The following is a 12,483-nucleotide window of genomic DNA, read 5'->3' as shown; positions in this document are numbered from 1 at the left end:
TGCGGGTCCGTCGTGGCGGGTCGCGCAGTTCCCCGCGCCCCTTCGGGGCGCTGCCGGACCCCCTGGCGACGGTCCGGGCAACGGCTGTCACCGGCTGGTGTGCAGGGCGACCAGCAACTGCCAGGTCTGGTGGGCGACTTGGTCGGCGTCGCCTTCGATCAGCCCGTGCAGCCAGTCGGCCAGGACGCCGGCGAAGGTCGCGGCGACCGCGGAGGCGACCAGGGGGGCGTCCGCCGCGCCCACGAGTCTGCGCTCGGCCAGGCTGCGGGCGCGTAGATCCCGGTGCAGGACGTGGCCGAGCGGACCGCCGCCGCCCGGGCTCAACAGGGCCCGGTACAGGGCCGTGTGCGGGGCGAGGTCGGCGAAGAACTCCAGCAGGGCGGCGGGTGCGTGGACCGGGTCGGGCCGGCCGCGCCAGGCGTGCAGCGCGTCCACGGCGTCCCGTACGACGTCCGCGCAGGCGTCCACGGCCAGTGCCTCGAGGTCGGCGTAGTGGACGTAGAACGTGGCCCGGCCGACACCGGCCCGGCGCACCAGCGAGGCGACCGCGACCTCCTCCAAAGGCCGCTCGGCGCACTCCGCGAGCAGGGCCTCGCGGAGCCGCGCCCGGGTGCGGGCCGCCCGCGGGTCCTCGGGCACGCCGCGGATCACTGTGCGATGAGGACGGCGGCCAGGGCGAGCGCGCCGGGCAGTGCCTGCGCGACCAGGATGCGGGTGTTCGCGGTGAGCGCGCCGAACACGCCCGCGACCACGACACAGGACAGGAAGAACACCTGCACCCTGAACCCGGTCGGATCCGCCGCGATCAGCCCCCACACCAGACCCGCGGCGAGAAACCCGTTGTAGAGCCCCTGGTTTGCAGCCATGGGCGCGGTCGCCCGCGTCATCTCACGGCTGAATCCATGGAACGACCTGCCCGGCTTCTTCTCCCACAGGAACATCTCCATCACCAGGATGTACGCGTGCAACGCGGCCACCAGACCGACCAGCACGCTCGCGACTGTCTCCATGTCCCACCTCTGTATTCTGGACGGATGTCCACTATAGCTGGACGTCTGTCCAGGAAGTGCCGCTGGCAGAGCGTGACGGAATCCTCACTTCCAGGAGACCGTGAGGTTGATCCTTTTCCGTTCGAACCCGATAAGCTCCCCTACAGCGCTGCGAGTTGACGCGGTCACGATCCGTTGTCTCGCGGTGCGTACTCATGTGCGGTCCCTTGCGCACCCCCCGTTGTTCGTCGTGTTGCTTCGAAGGATGCAGATGGAACTCGCCACTCCGCCGCCGGCGGCGCGGGCCCCTGTCGCCTGGTACAGCTGGTGGCTGATGCCGCTGGCCCTGGGAGGCGGCACGGTTGCCGCCACGTTCATGAGCTCGGAGCGAATAACCGCGGCCGTCGCCGGTGCCGCGGCGACGGCGGCGAGCTCCGTGTGCGTACGGCTGCTGATCCGCACCCGGACGCAACTGCGCCGCGCGGAGGGCACCTTCCGCACCTCGCAGGCCGAGCACTCCCAGCAGTGGCAGCAGCACGTGGCAGGCATGGAGCGGAAGAACTCCGCCGAACGCGCCGCCCAGGAAGACCGGTTCGCGGACCAGGCCGGCGCCTACGAGGCCCAGCTCGGCGAGCAGACCGAGGCGTACGAGTCCCGGCTCGCCGAGCAGGCGGAGGCGTACGAGGCGCGCATCGCCGCCCAGATGAAGTCGTACGAAGCACAGCTCGCCGACCAGGCCGAGGTCTGGCAGGAGCAGCTGGCGCACCAGCTCGCCGGCGTCGCCCGGCTCGCCGACGAGCAACTGCCCGAGTCCCTGGACCGGCTGCGCTCCGGTGACGCCATCGACGACATCCTGCCGACGGTCAACCAGTGCGCGAAGGTCGGCGCCGACCTCCAGGCCGAACTGCGCAAGCTGCTGAGGACCGCGCTGATCGGCGTGGAGCGGGAGTTCGACCGCTCCACCTCCGCCGAACAGGCCGTCATCTCCATCGGCAACCGCATCCACGTCCTGACCAGCAAGCTGCGCGGCCGACTGCACGAGATGCAGGGCGAGCACGGCCGGCTGCCGGTCGTGGCGCGGGGCCTGATGGAGCTCGACCAGGAGATCGGCCCCGCCGACTGTCTCGCCGCCAGCATCGGAGTACTCGGCGGTTCGGACCGGCCCGGCCGGCAGTGGCAGGAACCGCAGCGGCTGCTCAGCGTGGTGCGCGGCGGCATCGGCCGGATCAAGGACTTCCACCGCGTCGACGTACGCCATCTGCCCGAACTCGGCGTCGACGGCGGCCTGGTGGACCACCTCACGCTGATCTTCGCGCACCTCCTGGACAACGCGGCCCGCTACTCGCCGCCCACCGAACCGGTCGTCGTATCCGGCAAGGAGGTCCCGAACGGCGTCGGCATCGAGATCCAGGACTCCGGCAAGGGCCTGAGCGAGGAGAAGAAGCGCGAGGCCGAACAGGCCCTCGCCGGCACCGAGTCGGGCCCGGGCCTCGGCGGTATCTCCGAGGACGCCAACATCGGCCTGCGCGTCGTCGGTGCCCTCGCCCGCCGCTACGGCATCCGGGTCACCTTCGCCGACTCGCCCTGGCTCGGTACCTCGGTGGTCGTCGTGGTCCCGCACAAGTACTTCAGCCCGCTCCCCGCGACCACTCAGGCCATCGCCGCCCCCGCGACCCAACCTGCCGCAGCGCCCGCCCCGGCCCGCGAACCGGTCCCCGCCGAAGCCATGGCCGAGCCCGTCGCCGGCGACGTCGAAACGACACCCGGCGGACTGCCCCGGCGCCGGAGCAAGCGAGGAGAGGCGGCCCGGCACGAGCCGGCCGAGCGCGCCGAGCGGACCGGGGAGATCAGCGTCTCCGCGGTCCCGCCGGACGCGTCCTTCGCCGGCCTGGCCGCCTTCGCCACCGCCGGACGCGAGCACGGAGAGACCGGCGAGGCGGTTGACACGGCCGATGGCCGCGAGTCCGCCGAGCCCCGCACTGAAGAGAGCGACTAGTCCACATGACGCAACAGGGAACCGACGTGAGCTGGGCGCTCCGCGATCTGGTGGAGTCCATCCCGGAGATCCGCTTCGCCCTCGTGGCCTCCAGTGACGGCAAGGCCATCACCTCCTACGGCGCCGAAGACCCCGACGACGTGGACCGCTTCGCCGCCGTGGTGGCCGGCCTCCAGGCGCTGGCCCAGCCGGTCGCCGAGCAGTTCCCCACCTATGCGGGGCAGTTGAGGCTGGCGATGATCGAGGTCGACGGAGGGCATCTGTTCGTCGTCCGCGCGGGTGTGGAGACCTATCTCGGTGTCCTGGCGCGCGAGGGCCTCGACCAGGGTCTGCTCGGACACCAGATGAGGGATCTGGCCCGCAGGATGGGTGAGCTCCTCGGCACCACTCCGCGGCTGGAGGAGCACTCTGGATGAGTGCTCCCCGCCGGCCCACGGACCCTCCCCCAAGCTCTCGGCTTCGCTCGACTTGGGGGGACCCCCAAGGTCTGGAGCGCTACTACGTCGTCACCAGGGGACGTAGCGGACCGGGCGGTTCGGCGTCGAGTCTCGACGTGGCCACCCTCATCGTGTCCCGCGCCGCCCCCGTACCGGGCATGCAGCACGAACACGAGGACATCCTCCGGCGTTGCCGCGATCCGCTGTCGGTGGCCGAACTCGGCGCCCACCTCGGATTGCCCTTCAACATTCTCGCGGTGCTGCTGACGGATCTGCTGGAGGCAGGCCACGTCGAAGCCCGTGATCCCATCCCGGCGCACAACGCCGGTCGCGGGCCCGACCTCGCGCTCCTTGAGGAGGTACTCAGTGGACTTGAACGGCTTTGACCGACCCGGCCGGCCGACCGGTGACGGCACCCGCTCGGTGAAGGTGATGATCGCCGGTGGCTTCGGCACCGGGAAGACCACGATGGTCCGCTCGGTCAGCGACATCAAGCCGCTCACCACCGAGGAGACCCTCACCCAGGCCAGCGCCGACGTCGACCACCTCATCGGAGTGGCCGACAAGACCGAGACCACCGTCAGTCTCGACTTCGGCAAGATCAGCATCAACGACAGCCTGATGCTCTACCTGTTCGGCACCCCGGGCCAGGAGCGGTTCTGGTTCCTGTGGAACGGCCTGTTCAAGGGCGCGCTCGGCGCGGTCGTCCTGGTGGACACCCGACGGCTGGCCTCCAGCTTCCGGGCGATCGAGGAGATGGAGCGCCAGGAGGTGCCCTTCGTCATCGCCCTGAACGTCTTCCCCGACTCCAAGGAGCATCCCATCGAGGAGATACGGGACGCCCTGGACATCTCCCCCCACACCCCGATCGTGGTCTGCGACGCCCGCGACCGGGCCTCCAGCCGTGACGTGCTGATCACCCTGATGCGTCACTTGAAGGAACGCTCCGCCGTCGTCCTGGAGCCCCGATGAACGACCAGAACCTCGACAGTCCCGACGCCCCCCGCGGCTGCCCGGTCGCCCATGGTTCGGCAGAACCGGTCCGGCTGTACGGGCCCGAGGCGGCGACCGACCCGCGCGGCATCTACGAGCGGTTGCGCAAGGAGCACGGCTCCGTCGCGCCGGTGCTGCTGGAGGGCGACATCCCCGCCTGGCTGGTACTGGGCTACCGGGACAGCCGGCGAGTGCTCGACAATCCCCGCCAGTTCGCCCGGGACGGGCGGATCTGGCGGGACTGGCGGGAGGGCCGGATCGCGGACAACTCTCCCCTGGTTCCGATGCTCGCCTGGCGCCCCGACTGCGTGTCCCAGGACGGCGAGCCTCACCGCCGACTGCGCGGTGCCGTCAGCGACGGGCTCCAGTCCGCCGCCGGCCGCGGTGTCCGGCGCCACGCCACGCATTTCGCCAACAAGCAGATCGACGCGTTCGCGGACTCCGGCCGCGCCGATCTGGTGGCGGACTACGCAGACTTACTGCCGATGCTCGTGATGGCCCGCATTCTGGGACTTGCCGAAGCGGAGGGGCGTCGCCTGGTCGAGTCCTGTGCGCAGGTGATGAAGGGCGGCGAGGACGCCGTCATGCACGACGGCGTGATCAGGGAGATCTTCGGTGAACTCGCCGAGCGCAGGCGGTCCGAACCCGGGTCCGACCTCGCCACCGGCCTGCTGGAGCATCACGCGGCTCTCGACCACGACGAGGTCGTGCTCCACCTGCGCGCGGTGCTGATCGCCGCGCACGTCACGACCAACCTGCTGGCCCGGGTGCTGGAGCTGGTCCTGACCGACGCCTCCCGGCTCTCCGGGCTGATCAGCGGTCAGCTGAACATCTCGGCGGTGATCGAGGAGGCCATGTGGGACTCTCCGCCGCTGGCCGTCCTGCCGGGGCGCTTCGCCGCCGGCGATGTCGAACTGGGCGGGCACCGCATCGAGGAGGGCGATCTGCTCGTTCTCGGTCTCGGCCCGGGCAACCTGGACCCTGAGGTCCGGCCTGACCCGAGTGTCTCGGTGCACGGCAACCAGGCGCACCTGGCGTTCGGCGCGGGCCCGCACGAGTGCCCCGGGCAGAACATCGGGATGTCCATCATCGAGATCGCGGTGGACGTCCTGCTGCACCGTCTGCCGGGCCTGCGCCTGGCCGTGCCGCCGGAGGAGCTCACCTCGACGGCGTCCACATGGATGTCGCTGCTGGAAAGCCTGCCGGTCGAATTCGAGGTATAGGTCCTGAGACGCCGCTGCCCGGCCGGGCAGCGGCGTCATGTTTCTGGAACAGGATCGAGGCGTCAGCCGTCGAGCCAGTCGCCTGCGAGGTGCGTGGGACGGTATCCCGTGGCGTTCCAGAGGAAGTGCGGGTGGGCGCAGCCGAACATGTAGGCGAGCAGCGCGGTGTCCTCCCGCCCGGTGTCAGGGTCGTGCAGGGTGTAGTAGAACTCGGACCCGACTACGCCGGAGTCTTCCTGGACCTGACGAGCGCGGGCCGTGGACGATTCGGCGCGGGATGCCTCCACGGCGGCGATGTACGTGCGGCGCAGGATCTCCCATGTGCTGTCGGTGTTGCCGTGCCAGGGGCCGTGCAGCGCTTCGAAGGCGTGGAGTTCGGCGTCGAAGAGGGGCCAGGTCTCGGGGTATTGGGCCCGGCAGCGTGCGGACAGCTCGGCGGTCCGGGGGCTCAGAGCCGGTGCGGTGGGCCGCGGGGCGACGGTGAGGGTGGTGCCGTCGGTGAGGATTCCGGTGCATGCGTTGGGCTGCAGGTCGCACAGCGGGCAGTCCTGGGCCGGGGGGAGGCCCTGGGTGATGCCGTCGAACCACAGGGCGTGCCGGCCCGTGAGCCCCAACCAGACGATGGTGCTGGTCTGCAGCCAGGAGTTCCACATCGGGGGATGCGCCTCGGGCATGCAGCCGTACTTGATGAGGGCGATGGCCGCGGCAGCGTAGAGGGCCTTGGTGTGGGTGGGCAGGTCGGCGAGCCAGAAGTTGCTGATCTCGCCGGTGAGGGCGTCGGCTCGAACGTCGACCATGTCGTCGACGACGCGGCACAGCAGCAGGGAGGCGAGGTGTTCTTCCTGCCAGAGCTCGGTGTCGGGTGAGACGTGCCAGAACAGGCAGTCCATCATCTGCAGGAGTGAGTAGGTGCTCTGGCTGAGCGGGTTGGTCTGGGGGAGTACGACGCTGCCCGCGTGGTGCTGTTGGAGCCAGTACTCGTCCACGGATCGCTTGTGGGCTGCGTAGAGTCCGCAGACGAGGGCCCGTGCGGTGTTGGTGCTGAAATTCTCGGCCAGGCGGCCTTCGATGAGTTGGGTGAGGTGCGTGGTGTCTATGGTGTCGATCACGCGTTTGTATTCGTGGAAGAGCAGGATGTCGTCCTCGAAGCGGTGGCGGTGGCCGAGGTCTCGTTCGAGGTCGTTCATCTTCCGGGCCAGGACCCAACCACCGGTCAGGACGCTGTCGAGTTCCCGGTGGTACGGCCAGGTCTTGACGGTGAGGGGACGACCGGCGCTCTGCCGCCAACCGTAGTCAGCCGGCGTGCGTGCGGGGGGCGTAGGCAGCCGACGGCACAGAGAGCAGTCGCAGACGGTTGTCTGCCTCTGCTCGCGCGGCGGGGTGAGTGCCCGTTCCCTCCAGGCCCCTTCCAGCATCATGCAGGTCAGTCGGCAGACCTCGATATCGGTGCTGACTTGAGGGAAGGCCGCTTCGATCACGCGCAGGCCGTCGTCGAGTCGCCTCAACCTGGCGTAGCCCTCCTCGTCGGGCGGGAGGAACGGGTGCGGCGCCAGATGGAGGGCTCCCTCCACATGCAGCGTGGTGCTGGGCTGGGGGGATCCGATTGCATCCAGCCGCTGCTGAGCGGCATTCTGGCAATCTCGGTACTGCTCCGTGCACCCATTGATGTGTTGTGCAAAGAGGCGGGCCAGGGTGTTCCCCGCCTCCGTCGGCTGGAGCCGGGCGCTTGGCTGTGCCGGGACCGAGCTGTCGCGGGTCGTCTCCGGACCACCGCCTACGACTCGAGAATTCACACTGGTTTCCCTTCACGCTGTGCTCCTGGCAACGGAATCGACCGGCCGTGGTTGTAAGCCGGGGATGCGACGAGCCGCTCGTTCGCGGCAGATTCATCCGCGACACCGCCGGCGGCCTCCCATGAACGGCCCGCCCTTGTCGAAGGGGAGTCGGAACCGGACGTCCTGCGGCATGGGTTTCCTTTCGAAAAACGGCAGCGCAAAGTCCCCCGTCCCTGTGTGCGGACAGTCACCGTGACTGCCCGCTCACTCGAACTGGGTTGCGCGATACGAAAGTTGAACCGGAAAGCGGTACGAGGCTGCCCAGGGCGTAAATGATCTACGCGTAACCGGACCGTGATCTCCGTTACTGCTCAAGCCTCTTGAGCTGCGTATACTCGCGCGCCCCCGACGTAAGTGATAGCTACATGGGTCTCCGCGACGGCCTCGACCGGCCCGTCGAACGGATCGCGATCCAGGACCACGAGATCCGCGAGCGCTCCCGGGCGCACCTCGCCTGTGTCGTCGAGATGGTTCACATACGCCGAGCCCGCGGTGTACGCGGTCAACGCATCGGCGAGAGCGAGGCGTTCGGCGGGCAGGAACACCGCGGTGTCGGCGCCCGGTGCCACGCGGTTCACCGCCACATGGATCCCCTCCAGTGGATCGGGGCTGCTCACCGGCCAGTCGCTGCCCGCGGCCAGCCGGGCACCGGAGCGCAACAGCGCACCGAACGGGTACTGCCACGCCGCCCGTTCGGGTCCGAGGAAGGGGATCGTCAGCTCGTCCATCTGGGGTTCGTGCGCGGCCCACAGCGGCTGGATGTTGGCGGTGGCGCCGAGCCGGGCGAACCGCGGGACGTCGACCGGCTGCACGATCTGAAGATGCGCCAGGTGGGGCCGCGTGTCGCTCGGTCCGTTCACGGCGCGCGCGGCCTCGACGGCGTCCAGTGCGTCACGCACGGCCCGGTCGCCGAGAGCGTGGAAGTGGCACTGGAAACCGAGGGCGTCCAACTCGGCCACGTACTTGGGCAGTTGGGAGCGGTCGATGAAGCTGGTGCCCCGGTTGGCGGTGGCGCAGCCGCACCGGTCCAGATACGGGTCCACCAGGGCGGCGGTGCCGGTCTCGGCGACCCCGTCCAGCATCAGCTTCACCGTGGAGGCGCGGAACCGCCCGTGGGTCAACACAGCCCGCTTCTCGACGAGTTCGGGGATCTGCTCGGCTCCGCGCTCCCGGTCCCACCACAGGGCGCCGACCACGCGGGCGGTGAGCGAGCCGTCGCGGGCGGCGGCGAGATACGCCTCGGACGGATCGTCCATGCCCAGGAAGTCCCCGACCAGCGCGTCCTGCCAGGCCGTGATGCCGAGGGCGTGCAGATGACGCTGGGCGTGCAGCAGGGCCGCCTTCCGGTCGGCCGGTGTGGCGGGCGGAGTGAGCCGTCCGACGAGTTGCATCGCGCCTTCCTGGAGCGTCCCGCTGGGCTCGCCGGAGGCGTCGCGCTCGATCCGCCCGTCGGCCGGGTCGGGCGTGTCGCGTGTGATCCCGGCGAGCGCGAGGGCGCGGCTGTTCACCCAGGCCCCGTGATGGTCGCGGTTGGGCAGGTACACCGGCCGGTCGGGGACGACCGCGTCCAACAGCCCCTTCGTCGGCGTACCGCCCTCGAAGGCCTCCATGGACCAGCCGCCGCCGGTGATCCACTCCCGTTCCGGGTGCGCGGCGGCATACGCGCGTACGGCGGCCACGGTCTCGTCCGCCGTCCGGGTCCCGGTCAGATCGCACTGGGTGAGTTCCAGACCCGCCGGCACCGGGTGGACGTGCGCGTCCTGGAAGCCGGGCAGCAGCAACCTTCCGGCGAGGTCGACGACTTCCGTGCGGGGCCCGGCCAGGTCGTGCACCTCGTCGTGCCCGACGGCGGTGATGCGGTCGCCGGTGACGGCGACGGCGGTGGCGGTGCGGCCCTCGGGGGTGAGGACGGGGCCGCCGGTGAAGAGGAGGTCAGCGTGCATGATCCGTTTCCTGGTAGGTCTACTGCGGGGTGGCGAGCAACTGGGGCGCGTCGGCGTCACTGCCCTCGCCGGTGCGGAAGTACGGCGATCTGCGCACCCACTTGGCCCACGCGGCGGCCACGAAGCCGGACGCGATCATCGCCAGGGGAGTGAGCAGCAAGAACCACCCGTTGTCCGCACGGAGTTCGAGATGGTCGGTGGAGGTGTAGAACGACCAGCCGAGATAGCCGCCGAGGCTCAGCAGGGCGGCGGCACTCAGCGCCGGCAGCACCACGGCCCGCACGCCCTGCCGCCAGTCCTCGCGCAGCAGCGAGCGGAAGCGCACGGCGGCGGCGAGCGCGGTCAGCGCGTAGGACAGGGCGACCACGATGCCCACGGCGCTCACCGTCGCTATGATCATGTCCGCCAGCCGGGGGATCACCAGGGCGAGCGCCGCGACCGCCGCGGCGGCTGCGCCGATCAGCAGCGTCCCGGCGGCCGGAGTCCCGTACCGGGAGCTGACCTTGGACCACACCGGACCGAGCGTACGATCCCGGCTCATCGCGAACATCCCCCGGGCCGTGGGGATCACCCCGGCCTGGAGCGAGGCGACCGCGGAGAACATCAGCGCGATCAACGGCAGTGCGGCGAGCGGCTGCGCGGCCAGCCGGTCCCCGAAGTACGCCAGGCCCTCGGCGCCGTGACCCGCCAACTCCTCCTCGGACAGCACCCGTTGGAAGGCGATCGAGCCGAGCAGGAAGAGCGCCAGCATGGTGACGAGGGTGATGATCCCGGCCCTCGAGGCATCCCGAGGGTCGCGCACCTCCTCGTTGACGCTGAACGCGGCCTCGAAGCCCCAGTAGCAGAACACCGAGAGCAGCAGGCCCTGCGCGAGCGCCGGCGCCGAGGGGATCGCGAACGGGTCGAACCAGCTCCAGCTGAAGGGGTGCGGCCCGGTGACGATGCCGTAGCCGCAGAAGGCGAGCAGGACGACGTACTCGAAGACCAGCAGTCCGGCCTGGAGGCGTGCCGCGGTCCGAATGCCGGTGACGGCGGTGAGCGTGACCGCGGCCAGGACGAAGACGCCCACCGCGGTGGTCTGCGCGGTCGAGCCGGGGTCCAGCGCGAGCCCGCCCAGCTCGTGCAGCCCGGCGTCCCCGGCCAGTTGGAGGATCGCCGACCCGGTGACGGCCGTGGTGTACGCGAGGAACGCGACCGTGGCCACGATCTGCACCCAGCCGACCAGGAAGCCCAGCCAGGGGGTGAGCGAACGGCCCACCCACACATAGCCGTTGCCCGCGTTCGGCTCGACCCGGTTGAGCCGGGAGTAGGCGCCCGCGATGCCCAGGATCGGCAGAAAGGCCAGCAGCATGATCGCGGGCAGATGCAGTCCGACCACCCCGGCGGTGACCCCGAGGCCGATACCGATGCTGGTGGTCGCGGCCGTGCTGGACGCGGCGATGGCGACGCCGTCCATGACTCCGAGGGACTTGCGCAGCACGGGCCGCGCGGGAGGGTCGACCCCATAGGGCTTGTCGGTCATGGCCAGCTCTCCGCTCGCACCGGGGGGCCTGGTCGGCCCCGGTGAGGCGACATGAAACTGGCCGGGGGGTTAACAGGTCAACGGTGTTGTCATAAGGTGCGCCCACCGGCCCCTCCTGGAGGCACCCATGACCGAACGCGTCGTCGCGCCCGCGGCCCGGCAGCGCAGACGTCCCACCAAACAGGGCGTCGTCCTCTCCGAGGAACTGATCGTCGCAACGGCCCTGAGACTCATCGAGGAACACGGCGCCGAGGCCCTCTCGGTCCGCCGCCTGGGCCGGGCCCTGGGCGCGGACCCCAGCTCGCTGTACCGGTACTTCCGGCACACCGACGACCTGATGCTCGCCGTCGCCGACGAGCTGATCGGCCGTACGCTGCGGATCTGGCGGCCCACCGGCGACTGGCGCGCCGACCTGCGCGATCTCGGGCTGCGCATCCACACCGGGGCGCTCGCCCACCCCAGGGCGGCGGTGCTCAGCTCGCACCGGGTGACCGGACGCGCCCATGAGATCCAGGCCGTGGAGACCATCATCGGAGTGCTGCGCGACGGGGGTTTCCCCGACGCCGAGGCGGTGCGGATCTACCACGCCTTCATCGACCAGGCCCTCGCCTTCGCCGCCCTCGACTCCGCGGACAGGGTGCTGCCGAAGGCCGCGCGCGACGCGGAGGCGGCCCTATGGCGGGCCACTTACGCGCGGCTGCCCGCGGACACCCACCCGCACATCGCCGCAACGGCACGCCATCTCATGGCGGACATGCGGCACAGCTCCTATCCGGCCGCCCTGGACCTGCTGCTCGGCGCGGCCGCGGCCCGGCTCGACGAGTTCCGGGCGCAGGAGAGCCCGGGACGGTCACACTGAGCGGCATCCGCTCGACATGTCCGTACGAAAACCCCTGTCAGGAGGCTGTCCGACGATGACCCCAGCGCCCGCACGCCCCGCCGAGCAGCGCAAGCAGGACACACTGCACCGACTCGAGCACGACGTCGACGCCTGGGTCGCGACGGCCGCCGGCGACGGAGCACTTCCGTATCTCGTGCCGCTGTCCTTCCGCTGGGACGGCTCGACGCTGCTCATCGCCACACCGGCGAAGAGTCCGACCGGCCGGAACCTGCGCGAGACCGGCAAGGCCCGCATCGGCATCGGGCCGACCCGGGACGTGTTGATCGTCGAGGGCACGGTCCAGACGGTGCCGCCCGCGGAACTGTCCGATGAGGAAGGCGATCTCTTCGCGGCCCGGACCGGCTTCGAGCCGCGCCAACTCTCCACGCCCTACCTGTACTTCCGCATCCACCCACAGCGCGTGCAGGCCTGGCGGGAGGCAGACGAACTCGACGGACGCGACCTGATGCGGGACGGGGAGTGGCTCGTGGCTTCCTAATGCTGTTGTCAAGCGGCCGAAGTCACTGGCGGTGCGACTTGGTAGCACCGCCGGTCACGGATCAGGGCCCAGAGGACGTTGACGCGTCGTCGGGCGAGGGCGAGTACGGCCTGGACGTGCTTCTTGCCCTCGGCGCGTTTGCGGTCGTAGAACCTCCGCGAGTTGG

At 70.3% G+C, this 12,483-nt stretch carries 12 protein-coding genes and 1 pseudogene; 7 read left to right on the top strand and 6 right to left on the bottom strand.

The genetic code is table 11. From position 1 onward, the window contains the following. Window positions 1-87: 87 nt before the first annotated feature. The gene (locus ACIHFB_RS12625) at window positions 88-651 is read right to left on the bottom strand and encodes a TetR/AcrR family transcriptional regulator (RefSeq protein WP_400126774.1); all 564 of its coding nucleotides are present in this window, start codon (window positions 649-651) and stop codon (window positions 88-90) included. Continuing rightward, window positions 648-1,010, bottom strand: a complete 363-nt coding sequence (locus ACIHFB_RS12620; protein ID WP_365279633.1) for a DUF1304 domain-containing protein — start codon at window positions 1,008-1,010, stop codon at window positions 648-650. The genes ACIHFB_RS12625 and ACIHFB_RS12620 overlap by 4 nt, the downstream gene beginning before the upstream one ends. Window positions 1,011-1,260: 250 nt before the next feature. Between ACIHFB_RS12620 and ACIHFB_RS12615 the strand changes: the two genes are divergently transcribed. Genes ACIHFB_RS12615 through ACIHFB_RS12595 form a run of 5 tightly spaced genes read left to right on the top strand, consistent with a single transcriptional unit; the run spans window position 1,261 to window position 5,638 of the window. Continuing rightward, window positions 1,261-2,985 carry an ATP-binding protein gene (locus tag ACIHFB_RS12615; protein ID WP_400126773.1) on the top strand — a complete coding sequence of 575 codons (1,725 nt, stop codon included), beginning with the start codon at window positions 1,261-1,263 and terminating at the stop codon, window positions 2,983-2,985. A 5-nt stretch (window positions 2,986-2,990) separates the two neighbouring features. Further along, a complete protein-coding gene (locus ACIHFB_RS12610; protein ID WP_095755295.1) occupies window positions 2,991-3,401 on the top strand; it encodes a roadblock/LC7 domain-containing protein in 411 nt (136 codons plus the stop codon). Next, window positions 3,398-3,808, top strand: coding sequence for a DUF742 domain-containing protein (locus tag ACIHFB_RS12605; RefSeq protein ID WP_365279628.1), 411 nt, complete (start codon window positions 3,398-3,400; stop codon window positions 3,806-3,808). Before ACIHFB_RS12610 ends, ACIHFB_RS12605 begins: the two co-directional genes overlap by 4 nt. Continuing rightward, window positions 3,789-4,394 (top strand): ATP/GTP-binding protein, encoded by a 606-nt coding sequence (locus ACIHFB_RS12600; protein WP_365279624.1) that lies wholly within the window; start codon window positions 3,789-3,791, stop codon window positions 4,392-4,394. Before ACIHFB_RS12605 ends, ACIHFB_RS12600 begins: the two co-directional genes overlap by 20 nt. Further along, window positions 4,391-5,638 (top strand): cytochrome P450, encoded by a 1,248-nt coding sequence (locus tag ACIHFB_RS12595; RefSeq protein ID WP_365279621.1) that lies wholly within the window; start codon window positions 4,391-4,393, stop codon window positions 5,636-5,638. The genes ACIHFB_RS12600 and ACIHFB_RS12595 overlap by 4 nt, the downstream gene beginning before the upstream one ends. A 62-nt stretch (window positions 5,639-5,700) precedes the next feature. On the opposite strand, the gene ACIHFB_RS12590 is transcribed toward ACIHFB_RS12595, so the two are convergent. The 3 genes from ACIHFB_RS12590 to ACIHFB_RS12580 all read right to left on the bottom strand — a co-directional run bounded on the left by ACIHFB_RS12590 (window position 5,701) and on the right by ACIHFB_RS12580 (window position 10,938). After that, complete coding sequence (locus ACIHFB_RS12590; RefSeq protein ID WP_400126772.1) at window positions 5,701-7,209, bottom strand: hypothetical protein; 1,509 nt, start codon at window positions 7,207-7,209, stop codon at window positions 5,701-5,703. Between the two features lie 575 nt (window positions 7,210-7,784). Next, window positions 7,785-9,416, bottom strand: coding sequence for an amidohydrolase (locus ACIHFB_RS12585; RefSeq protein WP_400126771.1), 1,632 nt, complete (start codon window positions 9,414-9,416; stop codon window positions 7,785-7,787). A 19-nt stretch (window positions 9,417-9,435) separates the two neighbouring features. Continuing rightward, window positions 9,436-10,938: an APC family permease gene (locus ACIHFB_RS12580; protein ID WP_400126770.1), complete on the bottom strand. Its 1,503-nt coding sequence runs from the start codon at window positions 10,936-10,938 to the stop codon at window positions 9,436-9,438. 127 nt (window positions 10,939-11,065) lie between these two features. Between ACIHFB_RS12580 and ACIHFB_RS12575 the strand changes: the two genes are divergently transcribed. Continuing rightward, complete coding sequence (locus ACIHFB_RS12575; protein WP_400126769.1) at window positions 11,066-11,797, top strand: helix-turn-helix domain-containing protein; 732 nt, start codon at window positions 11,066-11,068, stop codon at window positions 11,795-11,797. A gap of 55 nt (window positions 11,798-11,852) precedes the next feature. Continuing rightward, the gene (locus ACIHFB_RS12570) at window positions 11,853-12,317 is read left to right on the top strand and encodes a pyridoxamine 5'-phosphate oxidase family protein (RefSeq protein WP_400126768.1); all 465 of its coding nucleotides are present in this window, start codon (window positions 11,853-11,855) and stop codon (window positions 12,315-12,317) included. Window positions 12,318-12,325: 8 nt separating this feature from the next. Here the strand turns inward: ACIHFB_RS12570 and ACIHFB_RS12565 are convergent. Beyond that, a pseudogene (locus tag ACIHFB_RS12565) lies at window positions 12,326-12,483 on the bottom strand (IS110 family transposase); the annotation flags it as partial.

The organism is Streptomyces sp. NPDC051963, from assembly GCF_044593495.1.
GTDB lineage: Bacteria > Actinomycetota > Actinomycetes > Streptomycetales > Streptomycetaceae > Streptomyces.
This window is presented reverse-complemented; position numbering and strand designations above follow the sequence as displayed.

Bases quoted from the DNA above. Each gene is read 5' to 3' on its own strand.
- ACIHFB_RS12570 (WP_400126768.1), top strand. From the start codon at position 11,853: ATGACCCCAGCGCCCGCACGCCCCGCCGAGCAGCGCAAGCAGGACACA.
- ACIHFB_RS12580 (WP_400126770.1), bottom strand. From the start codon at position 10,938: ATGACCGACAAGCCCTATGGGGTCGACCCTCCCGCGCGGCCCGTGCTG.
- ACIHFB_RS12615 (WP_400126773.1), top strand. From the start codon at position 1,261: ATGGAACTCGCCACTCCGCCGCCGGCGGCGCGGGCCCCTGTCGCCTGG.
- ACIHFB_RS12610 (WP_095755295.1), top strand. From the start codon at position 2,991: ATGACGCAACAGGGAACCGACGTGAGCTGGGCGCTCCGCGATCTGGTG.
- ACIHFB_RS12620 (WP_365279633.1), bottom strand. From the start codon at position 1,010: ATGGAGACAGTCGCGAGCGTGCTGGTCGGTCTGGTGGCCGCGTTGCAC.
- ACIHFB_RS12605 (WP_365279628.1), top strand. From the start codon at position 3,398: ATGAGTGCTCCCCGCCGGCCCACGGACCCTCCCCCAAGCTCTCGGCTT.
- ACIHFB_RS12585 (WP_400126771.1), bottom strand. From the start codon at position 9,416: ATGCACGCTGACCTCCTCTTCACCGGCGGCCCCGTCCTCACCCCCGAG.
- ACIHFB_RS12595 (WP_365279621.1), top strand. From the start codon at position 4,391: ATGAACGACCAGAACCTCGACAGTCCCGACGCCCCCCGCGGCTGCCCG.
- ACIHFB_RS12575 (WP_400126769.1), top strand. From the start codon at position 11,066: ATGACCGAACGCGTCGTCGCGCCCGCGGCCCGGCAGCGCAGACGTCCC.